11 protein-coding genes and 1 tRNA gene are annotated in these 17,682 nt (G+C 67.4%); 5 read left to right on the top strand and 7 right to left on the bottom strand.

Annotated features, from left to right (window positions below; all coding sequences use genetic code 11):
- The gene (bglX, locus tag BGO20_RS19420) at positions 1-2,400 is read right to left on the bottom strand and encodes a beta-glucosidase BglX (protein WP_291659117.1); all 2,400 of its coding nucleotides are present in this window, start codon (positions 2,398-2,400) and stop codon (positions 1-3) included.
- Positions 2,401-2,571: 171 nt separating this feature from the next.
- Here bglX and BGO20_RS19415 point away from each other — a divergent pair, with 171 nt between their 5' ends.
- Positions 2,572-4,293, top strand: coding sequence for a glucan biosynthesis protein G (locus BGO20_RS19415; RefSeq protein ID WP_291659116.1), 1,722 nt, complete (start codon positions 2,572-2,574; stop codon positions 4,291-4,293).
- Between the two features lie 81 nt (positions 4,294-4,374).
- Here BGO20_RS19415 and BGO20_RS19410 read toward each other — a convergent pair whose 3' ends face one another.
- From BGO20_RS19410 to cpdR, 3 genes are all read right to left on the bottom strand, one after another.
- Positions 4,375-5,277, bottom strand: coding sequence for a DMT family transporter (locus BGO20_RS19410; protein WP_291659115.1), 903 nt, complete (start codon positions 5,275-5,277; stop codon positions 4,375-4,377).
- Positions 5,278-5,663: 386 nt separating this feature from the next.
- Positions 5,664-5,738, bottom strand: a tRNA-Val gene (locus BGO20_RS19405).
- Positions 5,739-5,860: 122 nt separating this feature from the next.
- Positions 5,861-6,220, bottom strand: coding sequence for a cell cycle two-component system response regulator CpdR (gene cpdR, locus BGO20_RS19400; protein WP_038363805.1), 360 nt, complete (start codon positions 6,218-6,220; stop codon positions 5,861-5,863).
- Between the two features lie 255 nt (positions 6,221-6,475).
- Between cpdR and BGO20_RS19395 the strand changes: the two genes are divergently transcribed.
- Both BGO20_RS19395 and hisN read left to right on the top strand, forming a co-directional pair.
- The gene (locus BGO20_RS19395; RefSeq protein WP_291659114.1) at positions 6,476-7,396 is read left to right on the top strand and encodes an N-formylglutamate amidohydrolase; all 921 of its coding nucleotides are present in this window, start codon (positions 6,476-6,478) and stop codon (positions 7,394-7,396) included.
- A 330-nt stretch (positions 7,397-7,726) separates the two neighbouring features.
- Entirely contained in the window at positions 7,727-8,509 is a 783-nt protein-coding gene (gene hisN / locus BGO20_RS19390) for a histidinol-phosphatase (RefSeq protein ID WP_291659113.1), read from the top strand.
- Here the strand turns inward: hisN and BGO20_RS19385 are convergent.
- The gene (locus BGO20_RS19385; RefSeq protein WP_291659112.1) at positions 8,414-9,469 is read right to left on the bottom strand and encodes an alpha/beta fold hydrolase; all 1,056 of its coding nucleotides are present in this window, start codon (positions 9,467-9,469) and stop codon (positions 8,414-8,416) included. The genes hisN and BGO20_RS19385 overlap by 96 nt on opposite strands.
- A 261-nt stretch (positions 9,470-9,730) precedes the next feature.
- Between BGO20_RS19385 and BGO20_RS19380 the strand changes: the two genes are divergently transcribed.
- Positions 9,731-10,204, top strand: coding sequence for an Hsp20 family protein (locus BGO20_RS19380; RefSeq protein WP_291659111.1), 474 nt, complete (start codon positions 9,731-9,733; stop codon positions 10,202-10,204).
- A 90-nt stretch (positions 10,205-10,294) separates the two neighbouring features.
- On the opposite strand, the gene BGO20_RS19375 is transcribed toward BGO20_RS19380, so the two are convergent.
- Positions 10,295-11,173, bottom strand: coding sequence for a hypothetical protein (locus BGO20_RS19375; protein WP_291659110.1), 879 nt, complete (start codon positions 11,171-11,173; stop codon positions 10,295-10,297).
- 90 nt (positions 11,174-11,263) lie between these two features.
- The gene (locus BGO20_RS19370) at positions 11,264-12,319 is read right to left on the bottom strand and encodes a threonine aldolase family protein (protein ID WP_291659109.1); all 1,056 of its coding nucleotides are present in this window, start codon (positions 12,317-12,319) and stop codon (positions 11,264-11,266) included.
- A 602-nt stretch (positions 12,320-12,921) separates the two neighbouring features.
- On the opposite strand from BGO20_RS19370, the gene gltB reads away from it, so the two are divergent.
- The gene (gltB, locus tag BGO20_RS19365; protein WP_291659108.1) at positions 12,922-17,610 is read left to right on the top strand and encodes a glutamate synthase large subunit; all 4,689 of its coding nucleotides are present in this window, start codon (positions 12,922-12,924) and stop codon (positions 17,608-17,610) included.
- Positions 17,611-17,682: the final 72 nt, after the last annotated feature.

Below are 17,682 nucleotides of genomic sequence, written 5' to 3'. Positions count from 1 at the left end.
TCAGACCAGCTCGAAGCTCTCCACCAGCACGTCGTGCGAATCGAGGCCGAGCTGCACGTCGAAGCGCCCGTTCTCGACCACCTGCCTGAGGTCGGCGTTGATGAATTTGAGCTGCTCCTCGCCGATCTCGAAGCGTACGACACGGCTCTCGCCGGGCTTGAGCGTGAGCTTCTGGAAACCCTTCAGCTCCTTCACCGGCCGGGCGATCGAGGCGTAGGGGTCGGCGATGTAGAGCTGGACGACATTGGCGCCGTCGTAGCTGCCCTCGTTGGTCAACGTCGCCTCGGCGATGAGCGTCTGGCCGCGCTTCAGGCGGGTGGCCGACAGCTTCAGGTCCTTGAGGCTGAAGCGGCTGAAGCTCAGCCCGAAGCCGAAGGGATAGAGTGGCCCCTGCTCCTCCTCGAAATATTGCGAGGTGTAGTTGCCGGGCTTGCCCGGCGTGTAGGGGCGGCCGATGCGCAGCGCGTTGTAGTAGGTCGGGATCTGGCCGACCGAGCGCGGGAAGCTGATCGGCAGCTTGGCCGAAGGGTTGTGGTCGCCGAAGAGCACGTCGGCGATGGCATTGCCGCCCTCGGTGCCCGTGTACCAGGTTTCCAGCAGCGCGTCGGCGTTGTCCTTCTCCCAGCCGATGGCGAGCGGGCGCCCGTTCATCAGCACGACGACGAGCGGCTTGCCGGTTTCCTTCAGCGCCTGCAGCAGCCGGCGCTGCGAGCCGGGCATGTCGATGCTGACCCGGCTCGAGGATTCATGCGACATGCCGCGCAATTCGCCGACGACGGCGATGACGACGTCAGCCTCCCTGGCGACGGCGACCGCTTCCTCGATCATCGTCTCGATCGGGCGGGGATCCTGGACGACCTCCGGCTTGTCCCAGTTCAGGAAGTTCAGGTAGTCGACCACCTTCTTGTCGTCGAGGACGTTGGCGCCGCGGGCGGTGACGAGGCGTGCCTTGCCCTCGATCGCCTTCTCGATGCCGGCGCGGACGGTGACGGCCTGCTCCGGCACGCCCTGCGCCGACCAGCTTCCGAGGATGTCGAGCCCGGATTCGGCCAGCGGTCCGACCAGCGCGATCGTGCCCTGCTTCTTCAGCGGCAGGGTCTGGTTGCGGTTTTCCAGGAGCACGATGGTTTCCCGAGCGATGGCGCGGGCGGGCTCGCGATGGAGCCGGTCCTCGGCGCGCACATCGGCCGGATCGTCCTCCTGCTTGCCCATGCGCAGGAAGGGATCGGCGAACAGGCCCATGTCGTATTTCGCGCCGAGAACCTCGCGGACGCGGGCGTCGATCTCGGCCATCTTGATCTCGCCCGAGGCGATCAGCCCGGGCAGCTCGGCCAGATAGACCTGGTCGGCCATGCTGAGGTCGATGCCGGCCTTGATCGCGAGCTTGGCCGCCTCGCGGTTGTCGCGCGCGACACCGTGCCGCGTCAGCTCGGTGATGGCGCCGTGGTCGCTGACGGTGACGCCCTTGAAACCCCATTGCTTGCGCAGGAGGTCCTGCAGCAGCCAGACGTTCGAGGTCGCAGGGATGCCGTTGACGGAGTTCAGCGCCACCATGACGCCGCCGGCGCCGGCATCGATCGCGGCCTTGTAGGGCGGCAGATAGACCTGGTGCATCCGCAGCGGGCTCATGTCGACGGTGTTGTAGTCGCGTCCGCCCTCGACCGCCCCGTAAAGCGCGAAGTGCTTGACCGCGGCCATGATCGTATCCGGCTTGTCGGGCGCGGCGCCCTGGAAGCCGCGCACGCTGGCGCGGGCGCATTCCGACACGAGATAGGGGTCTTCGCCGAAGCCCTCCGAAGTGCGGCCCCAGCGCGGGTCGTGGCTGATGTCGACCATCGGGGCGAAGGTCATGTCGACGCTGTCGTTGCAGGCCTCGATGGCCGAGACGCGCGCCATCCGCTCGATCACCGCCATGTCGAAGCTCGCCGCCAGGCCGAGCGGGATCGGAAAGGTTGTGCGGTGGCCGTGCACCACGTCGTAGGCGAAGAACAGCGGGATCTTCAGGCGGCTGCGCTTGACCGCGGCTTCCTGGAGCGGCCGATTGTCGCGCCGGACGACGGTGTTGAAGGAGCCGGCGATGCGGCCGGCCGCGACTTCCTCCACCAGCTTGGCGTGGGGCATCTCGGGCCCGATGCTGATGAGCCGCAACTGGCCGACCTTCTCGTCGACGGTCATGCGCGCGATGAGGTCGTCGATGAAGGCCTTCTTGGCCGCCGGACCTGCCGGCGCGACGGGCCTTTTCGGGGCTGCCGCCGCCGGAGCACCGGCGATTCCGGCGGCTGCGGCGGCCGAGGCGAGCGCCCCTAGCGCCTGCCGCCGGGACAGACCGTTCCTGTCCGTACCGGAGCAAGAGTCCTCCTCTCGCCCCGAGACGACCCGCACACCGTTTCGATTATCCATGCTGGCTTTCGTTCACTTCGATGATGGTTGGCGGGGGCGAGGAAGCGGGGCGAATCGGCAGGGCTGATTCCTTGACCCTCGTCCCCATGATGGGCATTTGTGCTCGGACGCGCCACTGCCAGGCAGGACGGGCGCGTTCCATCCTGTCATCCGGTATTTAAGGGAGCTTCCGTGAACTTGTCGACCCGTCCCGCGGCCGGCCATCACGATCCGGCCCGGCTATTCTCGACCCGATCCGCGCCGATAGCGCCCGGGGAAGGCCCTGCTCGTCGGCAAGCCTGTCCGTCCCTTCCGCAGGCGATCCTGGGCTGGCTGGTCGCCGGGCTGCTCGGGCTTTGCGGGACCGCGCTGGCGCAGGAGAAACCTGGGTTCGGCCTCGGCGAAGTGACGGCCCGGGCCCGGGTTCTGGCGGCGTCCCCCTATGTCGCGCCGGTCAGCAACCTGCCCGACGTCTTCAGCAAGATGCAGTTCTTCGACTACCAGAAGATGCAGCCGCGGCGGGACCGCTTCGCCTGGTCGGAGGTCGAGACCCCGTTCAAGCTGTCGTTCTACCATCAGGGCATGCAGTTCAACACGCCGGTGCGGATCAACGAGATCGTCGCCGGCGTGGTCCGCGAGATTCCCTACGATCCCGGACGCTTCGACTTCGGCGACCTGCATTTCGACCGCGAGCAGACCAGCAAGCTTGGCTGGGCCGGGTTCCGGATTATGTATCCGGTCAACCAGCCCGGTAAGGACGACGAGATCATGAGCGTGCTGGGCGCCAGCTATTTCCGCGTCATCGGCAAGGGCCAGATCTATGGCCTGTCGGGGCGCGGGCTCGGCATCGATACCGGCCTTTCGATTCCGGAGGAATTCCCGGCCTTCCGCGAGTTCTGGATCCGGCGCCCTGGACCGCAGGACAAGTCGATCACCTTCTATGCCCTGCTCGATTCGCCGCGCGCCACCGGCGCCTACGAGTTCACGCTGACGCCCGGCTCCGACGCGCTGCTCGACGTCAAGGCGCGGATCTTCCAGCGTGCCGGCGGGGCGCCGGCGGCGCTCGGCATCGCGCCGCTGACCAGCATGTTCCTGTTCGGTCCCAACCAGCCGCCGCCGACCTACAATTTCCGCCCGGCGATCCACGATTCCAACGGGCTCGCCATCCATGCCGGCAATGGCGAGTGGATCTGGCGTCCGCTCAACAATCCCCCGATGGTGGCGATCAGCAGCTTCGCGGCCGAGAACCCGAAAGGCTTCGGCCTGCTGCAGCGCGGCCGGGCGTTCTCGCGCTACGAGGACCTGAAAGACCGCTACGACCTGCGGCCCAGCGCCTGGATCGAGCCGCAGAACGACTGGGGCAAGGGGCATGTCCGCCTGGTGGAGATTCCGACTGCGGACGAGACCAACGACAACATCGTCGCCTTCTGGGCGCCGGACGCCCTGCCGGAGGTCGGCCAGGCGATGCAGTTCGACTACCGCATCCACTGGACGACCGACGAACCCGCCATCCTCAAGGACGGGCCGGCGCATGTCTGGCAGACGATGCGCTCCACCGGCGAAATCTACCAGTCGAACCTGATTCGCGCGGCGGATGGCACGCTGGCCTTCCTCGTCGACTTCAAGGGCGGCCCGCTGCGCGACCTCGCGGCCAACGCACCCGTCGCCGCCCGGATCAGCGCCAACGACAATGTCGAGATCGTCGGCACGGTGCTGCAGCCCAACCCGGCCATCCAGGGCTGGCGCCTGACCTACCGGGTCAAGGTCAAGGATTCGACCAAGGCGTCGGAACTGCGCGCGGCGCTGGAGCTGGACGGGCGCACGCTCTCCGAGACCTGGAGCTTCCAACTGCCGCCGCTGCCGGCCAGCATGCCGGTCAAGGACCGCGAGCGCTATCTCAACCTCCTGCGCTAGGCAGGGGGCCGTCGCGAGCCTCGACACGGCATCGCCGCGCATCCGGTGGTGCCAGCCCTTCCTTGAGGGGGGCAGCCTTCTCTAGGAACCGGCTCTGCTCCGGAGGGCCAGTCCGACCCCGCTCAGCGTCAATGCGATTGCGATGGCTTCCCGTATTCCGAGGGAATCGCCCAGGAGCGGGACGGCTGAAACCGTTCCGATGATCGGGACGAGCAGCATCGCCGTGGCGGCGACCGAGGTGGGTAGCCGCTGCAAGGCGCCGAACCAGGTCAGGTAGCAGACCGCCATCGGCCCCGCGGCCATATAGGCGAGGCCAAGCATGCCGGACGGCGACAATGCAGAGATGTTCGGCCGTTCCAGCCATAGTCCCAGGACGACCATCGGCAGGCAACCGAGCGCGACCTGCCAAGCCGTCAGTGCGATGAACGGCATCGGCACCGGCTTGCTGGCTCGAACCGTGCCGAGAGCGAACAGGATCGCGGCAGCGAGGCCGAAGAGGATACCGGGGGCCTTGCCGGCGTCGAAATCCGGCCCGCCCAGCAACACGGCGATTCCGGCAATGCCCAATGCCAATGCCAGCACGCTACGTGCCCGGGGACGTTGTCCCCGCAGGGGCCAAGCGATCAGCATCGCCCAAATCGGCATCGAATAGGCGATCAGCGCGCCCTCCGACACCTTGAGCCAGTTCAACGAGAGCGCCGTGAATCCCATCCAGGCGAAGACGTTGATCGCGGCCGCAAAGGCGAGCGGCATGCCGGCGCCTTTCGGGATCGACAGGCTCTCGCCGCGCAGATGCGCCATGAGGGCAAGGCCGGCGGCTCCGAGCAAGCCGGCGCTTCCGCGCGCAAACAAGGGCGGCCAGTCGTGCAGGACCAATTTCAGGACCGTCCAGTTCAGGCCCCAACCGCAGGCCGTGACCAGGAGCAGGACCTGGCCGAGTCCGATTTTGCGGGTTTCGGAGGGGACAACTCGTAGGTTCGACATTTCCGTTCGCCCCGCAGCGAGATGATCCGGCGGTCGAAGCCCGCGATGGAAATCATCGCTGAAAGCGCATGGCGGCTTTTACCGTAATCAGTTGCCGAATGACGAAATTGGTCGAAATGGGAGCCGCCGTCGCTCAATTCGGCCGCGCCGCCTGGCGCCTCCAGGCGAACTGACGGCGACCGGAGTCGATCGGTGTCGGACCGCCCTGCTGCGGATCGCCGTCGTCAACGGCCTTCGGCCGGCGCGATCGCTGCCGGCGAGGAGGGCACGCCCGATTCCGAAGTCGTGTCCGAAGGGCTTTTGCAATGTGGCGTGCGGGCCTGGCCCCAAACGCAAAACAGCCACCCGGAGGGTGGCCGTAGGTCCCGATCAGATCGAGAGGAAAATGGTGGGCGCGACAGGGATCGAACCTGTGACCCCTACGATGTCAACGTAGTGCTCTCCCGCTGAGCTACGCGCCCTTCCGCCGCCCGAGGCGACTTCCGGAAGCGTGTCCGGGCCGTGGTGGCCGCGATCACGCTGCGAGGTGAGGGGGCTATAGCGGCTCGCCTCGCGGCTTGCAAGGCGTTTGCCGCATAAATTCTCAGGCGGCCAGCAGCTTCTCGACTTCGTTGACCAGCTCGCGCAGATGGAAGGGCTTGGAAAGCACCTTCGCGTCCTTGGGCGTCTGCGAATCCGGGTTGAGCGCGACGGCGGCGAAGCCGGTGATGAACATCACCTTGATGTCGGGGTCGAGCTCGGTGGCGCGGCGCGCCAGCTCGATTCCGTCCATCTCCGGCATGACGATGTCGGTCAGCAGCAGCTCGAAGGGTTCTTCGCGAAGGCGATTATAGGCCGACAGGCCGTTGTCGAACGAGGCGACGTCATAGCCTGCGTTCTGCAGGGCCTTGACCAGGAAGCGACGCATGTCGTTGTCGTCTTCCGCGAGCAAAATCTTCGTCATGGGCCTGTTCTGTCCGTCCCTGAGGCCTGTCTCTCCGGGCTCGGCCCGGGTGATGCAGAGTCCGTTTCAATGCGTCTGGCGCCCGTGCCGCCTTCGGGCCCGCTGCGGTTGGGTAGCGACCCCGCCGCATCGTTGGAACCATGCCGTTCTATAAGGCCTCATCGTGGTAAACAACGCGTGAATCCGCAGCCGCCGAACGGGGCTTCGGCGGCTGCGGCTTCAACCCTTCCGGTTTGTGTGCTTCAGTCCGGTGAGATGAGCCTGTTCTCCACACCGTTCCCCCCCGCTCCCGACGAGGTCGTCGGCGAGATCGAGCGGCCCTTCACCCTGTATCCGCCGGCGTTGCAGGTGGTGCCGGTGGTCGTCGACGTACCGCATGCCGGGCGGCGCTACCCGGCCGGCTTCGTCGAGCAGGCGCGGCTGCCGCTCAGGGGCTTGCGGCGCTCCGAGGACGCCTTCGTCGACAGGCTGTTCGAGCAGGGCGTCGCGCTCGGGGCGCCGCTGCTGGTCGCCGAATTCCCGCGGGCCTATCTGGACGTCAACCGGGAGCCCTACGAGCTCGATCCGCGGATGTTCGAGGGGCGGGTGCCGCCCTTCGCCAATACCCGCTCGATGCGGGTCGCTGGCGGGCTGGGGACGATCCCGCGAATCGTCGGTGATGCGCAGGAGATCTATTTCGGACGGATCCCGGTCGCCGAGGGGCTGGCGCGGATCGACGGGCTCTACCGCCCTTACCACGCGGCGCTGCGCGGCCTCGTGCAGCGGACCCAGGGCATCTTCGGTACCTGCGTCCTGGTCGATGCCCATTCGATGCCGTCGGCAGGGCTGGACCGGGACGGGCTCGCCAAGTCGGACATCATCCTCGGCGACCGATTCGGCACCAGCGCCGCGGGCTACATCGTCGACATCGCCGAGCAGGCCTTCAGCCGGCAGGGGCTCAGCGTCACCCGCAACCGGCCCTATGCGGGCGGTTTCATCACGGAGCACTACGGCGCGCCGGCCGCCGGGGTGCATGCGCTGCAGATCGAGGTCAACCGCGCACTCTACATGAACGAGGCGACGCTGGAGCCGCATGACGGCTTCGAGACCCTGCGGGAGGGCATCTCGCGCGCGCTCGCCGACTGCTTCGCGCGCTGGAGCGGCTGGCTCGACGAAGGGCGTGAGGCGGCCGAATAGCCGCTCCTCCGGCGACGAAGCGCGGCAGCCAAGAAAAAAGGGCCGCACACTTGCGTGGCGGCCCAAGTCTAGGGAGGAAACGCCCAAGGAGGGCAAGCGAAGGCTTGAGATGATCTCCCCTTCGCAAGTGCACAATATGACGGTGCGACGCAAAAGATCAAGCGAAATCGGCGACCGGCAGAGACGCCATGCATGCAATGCATGGCGTCGGCCGGAAATCGTTGCAAGCAAAACGATTTCCGGCGTTTCTGTGGGTGCCTGCGGGGGCCGGGATGGGGTAAGAGGCAGGTCCATGTTGCAAAGCACAAAAAGCCGAGCGGAGGGCCGCGCATGAGTGCCGTCGATTTCGGGGCCTTCGTGGCCGACCTCGCGACCCGGTCCGGTCAGGCGATCCTGCCGTTCTTCCGGGCCCATCATGCCCTAGAAGACAAATCGGCCGGTGGAACCTTCGATCCCGTCACGGAGGCCGACCGCGCCGGCGAAGCGGTGATGCGCAGCCTGATCCGGCAGCATTTCCCCGAGCACGGCCTGCTCGGCGAGGAGTTCGGCAACGAGAACGTCGAGGCCGAATATGTCTGGGTGCTCGATCCGATCGACGGGACGCGGGCGTTCATATCCGGCATCCCGGTCTGGGGCACGCTGATCGGGCTGACACGCCAGGGCGTGCCGGTCTACGGGATGATGCACCAGCCCTTCTCGGGCGAGCGCTTCTCCGGCGACGGACGGGAGGCGCGCTACGAAGGTCCGGGCGGCCCCCGGCGGCTGCAGACGCGGCAGGTGCCGGGCCTGGCCTCGGCGACATTGATGACGACCTCGCCGCATCTCTTCGAGGGCGAGGAGGCGGAGGCCTTCGCGCGCGTCGAGGCCCAGGTCAGGCTCTCGCGCTATGGCTGCGACTGCTATGCCTATTGCATGCTCGCCTCGGGCCATGTCGACCTGGTGATCGAGAGCGGCCTGAAGCCCTACGACATCGTCGCGCTGATCCCGATCATCGAGGGCGCGGGCGGCATCGTCACCTCATGGGACGGCGGCAGCGCCGCCGGGGGAGGCCGTGTCATCGCCGCCGCCAGCGAGGCGTTGCATCAGGCCGCCCTGCGCCTGCTCGCCGGCTGAGCCGCGCCCGGCGTGATCCTCGCCGGGAACGAAGGCGTCGAAGGCAGCCCAGAAACGGGCGCGGATCGCATCCCTCTCCATCAGGATCTCGTGGCGTGCCTCCGGCAGCACCAGGGCCGAGCCCGTCTTCAGCCGGGCGGCGAAGCGCTCGATCGCCGGAGTCGAGACGACCGGGTCCTGCCCGGCAGCGATCACGAGGGTCGGCACCTTGACGTCGAGCGCCGCCGACGGCCCGTTGAGCCGGGCCATCAGGCGAAAGGCGTTGCGGACCCAGGCGATGGTCGGATCGCCGATGCTGAGATGGCGGGCGTGCGCCGACAGCCGGCTGTTGCGGGCGTAGCGCGCGGGATCGCTGGTCAGCCGGTTGCCCTCGAAGGGCTTGGTGGCGATGGCGGTGTCGCCCCCGCCGGGGACGAAGGCGCGGCCGAAGCCCAGCCAGTAGAGCAGGCTGGCGAGGCGGCTCGCAGCGGCCGGGCGCTTCACCATGGTGAGGCCGAGCATGGGAGCCAGGGCGACCATGCGCGCGACCGGCAGCGCGCCGTGGCGGGCGGCATCGAGGCAGATGGCCGCGCCCATCGAATGGGCGAGGACGAAATAGGGCGGAGGGAATTTCTCCTGCATCTGGGCCATCGCGAGGGCGAGGTCGGCCTCATAATGCTTGAGCCGGCCGACATGGCCCTTGCGCGTGCGTCGCACGAAGCGCTGCGAGCCGCCCTGGCCGCGCCAGTCGAACGCCAGCACATGGAAGCCGCGCCGGCGCAGCTCGGCGACCGTCTCGCTGTAGCGCTCGATGAACTCGGCGCGGCCCTGCACCAGGACGACGGTGCCGCGGACCGGCTTCACCGTCGGACGCCAGCTCGCGAAGCGCAGCGCCGCGCCGTCGCGGGTCGTCGCGAGCCAGACCTTGCCATGGCCCGGAACCGGATAATCGGCATCCTCGAAGAAGGCGGCCTCGGCCATTGCAGACTCCAGGCTGAGGCATTTTTCCAGCGCGGGAAGGAGGGCCACGTCGCGTGAAAAATGCGCCAGCGAGCGCTGCCTGCCGGCTGCGCGGGCTGTTGCGGAGCTTCGCTTATGCCCTTCGCGGCGGCCTCTTGAAAAGCCGAAAACGCTTACCCAGATCAAAGCTGCGCAGGCCTGAACCGGCTGCGCGAACCTCAACCAGGCCCGTGCTCAGGCGAGGCGGGCCGCACTGCATGTCGCTTCTCTGGAGGACACATCATGCGTCACTACGACCTCTCCCCCCTCTATCGCTCGACCGTCGGCTTCGACCGCCTGTTCTCGCTTCTCGACCAGGCGACCAGCAACGAGGCGGCCCCGAGCTATCCGCCCTATAACATCGAGCGCACCGCCGAGAACGCCTACCGCATCACCATCGCGGTCGCGGGCTTCAGCGAGGCCGACCTCTCGATCGAGAGCAAGGAGAATGCGCTGACCGTCAAGGGCGAGAAGCAGGCCAACGACAATGGCGAGAAGCGCGAGGTCCTGCATCAGGGCATCGCCGCGCGTGCCTTCGAGCGCCGCTTCCAGCTTGCCGACTACGTGCAGGTGACGGGCGCGAGCCTCGAGAACGGGCTGCTCCATATCGACCTCGTGCGCGAGATTCCCGAGGCCAAGAAGCCGCGCCAGATTCCGATCGGCGCCGGCTCGGCGAAGGTTCTCGAAGCCAAGGTCGAGAGCGCCAGGGCTGCGTAACCCCTCGGACTCGTGGTTCGACCAACGAGGGCTCCCGGAGACGGGAGCCCTTTTTCGTGCCGGCGGCGGCTGGCCGACGGGAGAGACCGATCAGTTCAGCGGTGCGACCGGTGCGATCGGCGTCTCCGGCTTCGGCTTGGCGGTGTTCGAATCCTGCCCCTGCACCGGCGCCAGCGGCACCGCGGCCTCGGCCGAGGCCGGCGGCGGGCTCGAGAGCGGCGGCTTGCGCTCCGCCTCGTCGGTGCCGCGGACATCCTGAGGATTCACCAGCCTGGGCTTCTCGGCGCCGCTCGTGGCGTCGACCGGGCCGGGCGACGGCGCGGCGGGGGCGGCCTCGGGCGAGGGCGCGGTCTGCGTGGCGGGAGCGCTGGCCTCGACGGGGGGCGGCGGTGTCGGCGCCGGGCTCGGCGCCTCTTGCCCCGCCGCCGGGGTGGCAGGCGCGGGCGGCGCGATGGTCGCCGGCGCGCTCGCCTGGCTCGGGGGCTTGAGCGCGGCCGGGCGCTGGGGCGGCTTCGGCACGAGATGCGGGCGCGGCGGCTCCCGCTCCTGCTGTGGGTCGATCCGGGCAATGTCCGGGGCTTGCCCGGCCTGGCCGCCGCGTAGCGGGACACGGCGGATCAGGTTGCCTGCAAAGGCGTCGAGCACCAGGCGCTGCCGTTGGCCGTTCGCCCGCATGCCGTCGACGACATAGGTGTCGCCGGTCCGATAAAGCCGGTCGATGCGGACGAAGCCGTACCGATCCGTGGCGATGCGGCGGATGTCGTAGGTCGTCACCGGTTCGGCAATGCGCGGAGCGTAGCGATAGCGGTAGCCATAGGCAGGCGGATACGGAACCACCGGCACTGCGTCGTAATAGTCGTCATAGTAGTAATACTGGGCGGCGGCGCTTCCCGCCGAGCCGGCGAGCGCACCGGCCACGGCCAGCCCCATCAGACCGATACGCCTCGACGCGGTCGAAGGTTTTGCCATGCTGTCCTTCCTTAACGGATGTCGCGCGGCCTTCAGTTTTCCTTAGCGATTGCGGCAGGCATGGGGCCGCACCGGGTCTGAAAACCCGCTTCACCCCGCGATGGTCGCGATCAGCCGCTCCACCTCGCCCGGGTCGGTGGCGAAGGACATCACGAAACGGCCGATGATCTCGCCCTCCCGCAAGGCGTTGTCGGGGGCGAGCGAACGGTCGGGCCAGGCATGGTAGCGCACGCCGGCCGCCGCCAGCCGATCCTGCGTGGCGGCGGGCAGGATCAGGAAGACCTCGTTGGCCTGGCTCGGCCAGGCCAGGCGCGACCGGCCGCCGCTGCCGGCCGCTTCGGCCAGGCGCCCGGCCTGTGCGTTGGCATGCCGGGCGAGGTCGAGCCAGTGATCGTCCGCGAGCAGCGCTTCGAACTGGGCGCCGAGAAAGCGGCCCTTCGACAGGGTCTGGCCGGCGCGCTTGCGCCGCCACTTCATCTCCTCGGCCCGGGCCGGGTCGAAGAAGACCACGGCTTCCACCGCCCATGCGCCGTTCTTGGTGCCGCCGAAGCAGAGCACGTCGACGCCGGCCTTCCAGGTGATCTCGGCCGGCGTGCAGCCGAGCGTGGCGACGGCATTAGCGAAGCGGGAGCCGTCCATGTGAACGGCGAGGCGCCGGGCCGCGACGGCTTCCGCGAGGGCCCGCACCTCGGCCGCTGTATAGATCGTGCCGCATTCCGTCGCCTGGGTGATCGACAGCGCCTGAGCCTGGACGTTGTGGAAACTGCCCTCGTTCAGGTAGCCCAGCGCGCGCGCCACCGCCGCCGGGGTCAGCTTGCCGCCCGCGCCAGGAAGATCGACCAGCTTGGCGCCGTTGCTGAAGAATTCCGGCGCGCCGCATTCGTCTTCGACGATGTGGCTGTCCTCATGGGTAATGACGGCGCCCCAGGGCTTGACGAGGCAGGCGAGGGCGAGAGCGTTGGCTGCCGTGCCGGTCGTGACGAGGAAGGCCGCGACCTCGCGTTCGAACACGACGGAAAGGCGGTCCTCGACCCGTCTGGTCCAGTCGTCGCTGCCATAGCCGGAGGCAGGCCCGTCATTGGCAGCCGCCAGCGCGGCCATGACACGGGAGCTGGCGCCGGCGGTGTTGTCGCTGATGAAGTTCATGGTCGAAGGGTTACGAGGCCGGCCCGTTCCTGCCAAGCGGCAGGGGCGGTGAGACGATCTGCGCCATGTGCCTGCCGGCAGGCGGCAGAACAAGAAGCGGGTCGCCTGAGTCCGGCTTTCATGCCGTAAATGTCTAGTGCGGAGTCGATTTTGCAATAAAATTTCGCTGCGACGCGAAATCGACGCTTGTGCGCAGATTGGAATTCTGGCAAGTTCATCGTAATAGGACAGTGTTGCTGTCCCATTTTTCATCGCGCCGACCGAAAGCCGTTGCAGGCTCCAGGTCGCGCCGTCGCAACGGAGCGGAGCATGACGAGGGGCCGGGCTGCTGATGCCAAAGCCGACCGTACGTGCGCCGTCCGTAAAACGACGGCCTGAGACAGGCGCGACCGGGCGATAACCAGCCCGAAGCGCCTGCGGAGGACGCGGGCGCGGTGGAAACAAAGCGCAAGTAAGCCTCCGACGAAAAGACGGCCGACCCGGCCTGGCTTCATTCGCGACGCCGACATTCCCGTCGGCGCCGATGCGGCCGCGGGGAGGATTGTGACTGACGGTCTGCCCGATGGCGAGAAGCCGGCGGGGTTCTGGGAGCAGGTTTGACGATGAGCGCAACCAGCAAGTCGAGCGGTGTCGAGACCTTCGAGCGTTTCCCGGCCGTGCGCGATCCGGCGCTGCCGACGCATCAGGGCCTGTACGACCCGCGCAACGAGAAGGACTCCTGCGGTGTCGGCTTCATCGCCGACATGAAGAACCGCAAGAGTCACGCGATCGTCCAGCAGGGCCTGCAGATCCTGCACAATCTCGACCATCGCGGTGCGGTCGGCGCCGATCCGAAGCTCGGCGACGGCTGCGGCATCCTCACCCAGATCCCGCATCGCTTCTTCAAGGAGGAGTGCGCCAAGCTCGGCATCGAACTGCCGGAGCCGGGGTTCTATGCGATCGGCCAGTTCTTCATGCCGCAAGACGCTGCGAGCCGGACGCTCTGCGAGGAGATCATCGCCCAGACCGTCGAGGAGGAAGGCCTGAACTTCCTCGGCTGGCGCGACGTGCCGGTCGACAACAGCGACCTCGGCAAGGCGGTGCTGGAGACCGAGCCGGTGCACCGCCAGCTCTTCGTCGGCCGGCCGGACGACATCACCGACGAGGAGGAGTTCGAGCGGCAGGTCTATGTCCTGAGAAAGTCGGTCTCGAACAAGGTCTACAAGCATCAGGAGCGCAAGACGGCGGAATATTACCCCGTCTCGATGTCGGCCCGCACCATCGTCTACAAGGGCATGGTGCTGGTGAACCAGCTCGGCTCCTACTTCAAGGACCTGCAGGACGAGCGCTTCGAGAGCGCGCTCGCGCTGGTCCACCAGCGCTTCGCCACCAACACCTTCCCATCCTGGCGGCTCGCCCACCCCTACCGGATGGTCGCGCATAACGGCGAGATCAACACGCTGCGCGGCAACGTCAACTGGATGGCGGCGCGGCAGGCGAGCGTCGACTCGGAGCTGTTCGGAGCCGATATCTCGAAGCTCTGGCCGATCTCCTATGAGGGGCAGTCGGACACGGCCTGCTTCGACAACGCGCTCGAATTCCTGGTGCAGGGCGGCTACTCGCTGACCCATGCGATGATGATGCTCGTGCCGGAAGCGTGGAACGGCAACCCGCTGATGAACGAGGAGCGGCGCGCGTTCTACGAATATCACGCTGCCCTGATGGAGCCCTGGGACGGGCCGGCCGCGATCGCCTTCACCGACGGGCGCCAGATCGGCGCGACGCTGGATCGCAACGGCCTCAGGCCCGCGCGCTATCTCGTCACCGATGACGGCCTCGTCGTGCTGGCCTCGGAATTCGGCGTGCTGCCGATTCCGGAGGAGAAGATCGTCGAGAAGTGGCGCCTTCAGCCCGGCAAGATGTTGCTGATCGATCTCGAACAGGGCCGCATCATCGGCGACGACGAGATCAAGACGAGCTTGTGCCTCGCCAACCCCTACAAGGACTGGCTGAAGCGCACCCAGATCGTGCTGGAGGAGCTGCCGCCGGTCGAGGCGCGGGCCTCGCGCACCGACGTGCCGCTGCTCGATCGCCAGCAGGCCTTCGGCTACACCACCGAGGACGTGCGCCTGCTGATGGCCCCGATGGCGGTGACCGGGCAGGAAGCCGTTGGCTCGATGGGCACGGACACGCCGATCTCGGCGCTCTCGCTCAAGTCGAAGCTGCTCTACACCTATTTCAAGCAGAACTTCGCTCAGGTCACGAACCCGCCGATCGACCCGATCCGCGAGGAGCTGGTGATGAGCCTGCTCTCTTTCATCGGGCCGCGGCCGAACATCCTCGACCTCGAAGGCACCTCGCGGCGCAAGCGTCTCGAAGTTCGCACCCCGATCCTGACCAATGACGATCTCGAGAAGATCCGCTGCATCGGCCATTACGAGGATCGCTTCGACACCAAGACGATCGACTTCACCTATCCGGCGCGCGAGGGCGCGGCCGGCATGGCGGGCGCGCTGGAGCGGCTTTGCGAGCGCGCCGAGGCCGCGGTCCATGGCGGTTACAACATCATCATCCTGTCCGACCGGCAGGTCGGCGCCGACCGCATCCCGATCCCGGCGCTGCTGGCGACGGCGGCGGTGCATCATCACCTGATCCGCAAGGGGCTGCGCACCTCGGTCGGCCTCGTCGTCGAATCCGGCGAGCCGCGCGAGATCCATCATTTCTGCTGCCTCGCCGGCTATGGCGCCGAGGCGATCAACCCCTATCTGGCCTTCGATACCCTGCTCGACCAGCACGAGCAGGGCGCCTTCCCCGAGGAGGTCGATGCCGACGAGGTGGTGAAGCGCTACATCAAGTCGGTCGGCAAGGGCGTGCTGAAGGTGATGTCCAAGATGGGCATCTCGACCTACCAGTCCTATTGCGGCGCGCAGATCTTCGATGCCGTCGGCCTGAAGAGCGCCTTCGTCGACAAGTTCTTCTTCGGCACGGGCACGGCGATCGAGGGCGTTGGCCTCGACGAGATCGCCGAGGAGAGCGTCAGCCGCCATCGCGATGCCTTCGGCGACTCGCCGCTCTACCGCGACAGCCTCGATATCGGCGGCGAGTACATGTACCGCGTCCGTGGCGAGGACCATGTCTGGAAGCCGGATGTCGTCGCCTCGCTCCAGCATGCCGTGCGCCTCAACGCGCAGGACCGCTACGAGGAGTTCGCCCGGCAGGTCAACGACGACGCGCAGCGACTCAGCACCATCCGCGGCCTGTTCAAGGTCAGGATGGCTGGTGATGACGGGCGCCAGCCCGTGCCGCTGGAGAGCGTCGAGCCGGCCGCCGAGATCGTCAAGCGCTTCGCCACGGGGGCGATGTCGTTCGGCTCGATCTCGCGCGAGGCACATGAGACGCTCGCCATCGCGATGAACCAGATCGGCGGCAAGTCGAACACCGGCGAGGGCGGCGAGGAATCGATCCGCTTCAAGCCGATGCCGGACGGGCGCTCAAAGCGCTCGGCGATCAAGCAGATCGCGTCCGGCCGCTTCGGCGTGACGACCGAGTATCTCGTCAACTCCGACGTGATGCAGATCAAGGTCGCGCAGGGCGCCAAGCCCGGCGAGGGCGGCCAGCTCCCCGGCCACAAGGTCGACGCCAAGATCGCCCGGACCCGGCATTCGACGCCGGGCGTCGGCCTGATCTCGCCGCCGCCGCATCACGACATCTATTCGATCGAGGATCTCGCCCAGCTGATCTTCGACCTGAAGAACGTCAACCCGGCGGCGGACGTCTCGGTGAAGCTCGTCTCCGAGATCGGCGTTGGCACGGTGGCGGCCGGCGTCGCCAAGTCGCGCGCCGACCACATCACCATCTCCGGCTTCGAGGGCGGCACGGGCGCGAGCCCCCTGACCTCGCTGAAGCATGCCGGCTCGCCCTGGGAGATCGGGCTTGCCGAAACCCAGCAGACGCTGGTGCTGAACCATCTGCGCGGTCGCGTCGCGCTCCAGGTCGACGGCGGCCTGCGCACGGGCCGGGACGTGATCATCGGTGCGCTGCTCGGGGCCGACGAGTTCGGCTTCTCGACCGCGCCGCTGATCGCGGCCGGCTGTATCATGATGCGCAAGTGCCATCTCAACACCTGCCCGGTCGGCGTCGCGACGCAGGACCCGGTGCTGCGCAAGCGCTTCAAGGGCCTGCCCGAGCATGTCGTGAACTATTTCTTCTTCGTGGCCGAGGATGTCCGCAAGATCATGGCGGAGATGGGCTTCACCAAGATCGAGGAGATCGTCGGCCGCTCGGATCTGCTCGACAAGCGCGAGGCCATCGAGCACTGGAAGGCCAAGGGGCTCGACTTCACCAAGCTCTTCCACAAGGTCGATCTGCCGGGCGTGGCGATCCGCCATGTCGAATTGCAGAAGCACCCGATCGACACTGTACTCGACCGCAGGCTGATCGCGGCGGCGGAGCATGCGATCGAGACGGCCAAGCCGGTCGTGATCGAGGAGACGATCTCCAATGTCGACCGCTCGGCCGGTGCCATGCTCTCGGGTGCCGTCGCTAAGAAGTACGGCCATGCCGGCCTGCCGGACGACACCATCACGGTGAAGCTGAAGGGCACGTCGGGCCAGAGCTTCGCCTGCTTCCTGGCTGCCGGCGTCACCGTCGAGCTCACCGGCCAGGCCAACGACTATGTCGGCAAGGGCCTTTCGGGCGGCAAGCTGGTGGTGAAACCGGACCCGGCCTCGAAGGCCGCGCCCGAGCGCTCGATCATCGTCGGCAACACCGTGCTCTACGGCGCGATCTCGGGCGAGGCCTATTTCCGCGGCGTCGCCGGCGAGCGCTTCGCGGTGCGCAATTCCGGCGCCATCGCGGTGGTCGAAGGCACGGGCGACCATGGCTGCGAATACATGACCGGCGGCGTCGTCGCGGTCATCGGCCAGACCGGACGCAACTTCGCGGCCGGCATGTCGGGCGGCATCGCCTATGTGCTGGACGAGGACGGCACCTTCAAATCGCGCTGCAACCTCTCCATGGTCGATCTCGAGCCGGTCGAGGAGGAAGAGGAGCTGATGGAGCGGCTGCACCATCACGGCGGCGATCTCGAGCACAAGGGCCGCATCGACATGGCCAACATGTCGGGCCATGACGACGAGCGCCTGATGCAGATGCTGACGAACCACTTCACCTATACCGGCTCGGCGAAGGCGCGCGCGATCCTCGACAACTGGGCGGACTACCGCACCAAGTTCGTCAAGGTGATGCCGGTCGAATACCGCCGCGCGCTGCGCGAGATGGAGCAGGCCCGCACCTTGCAGGCCGCGGAATAAGCTAAGACGCCACCCACCGGGGCCCTTGCGGCCCCGGTCACGCGATCAGGATCAGGCACGCGCGCGGGACTA

The organism is Allobosea sp. 67-29, from assembly GCF_001898115.1.
Classification (GTDB): domain Bacteria; phylum Pseudomonadota; class Alphaproteobacteria; order Rhizobiales; family Beijerinckiaceae; genus Allobosea.
This window is presented reverse-complemented; position numbering and strand designations above follow the sequence as displayed.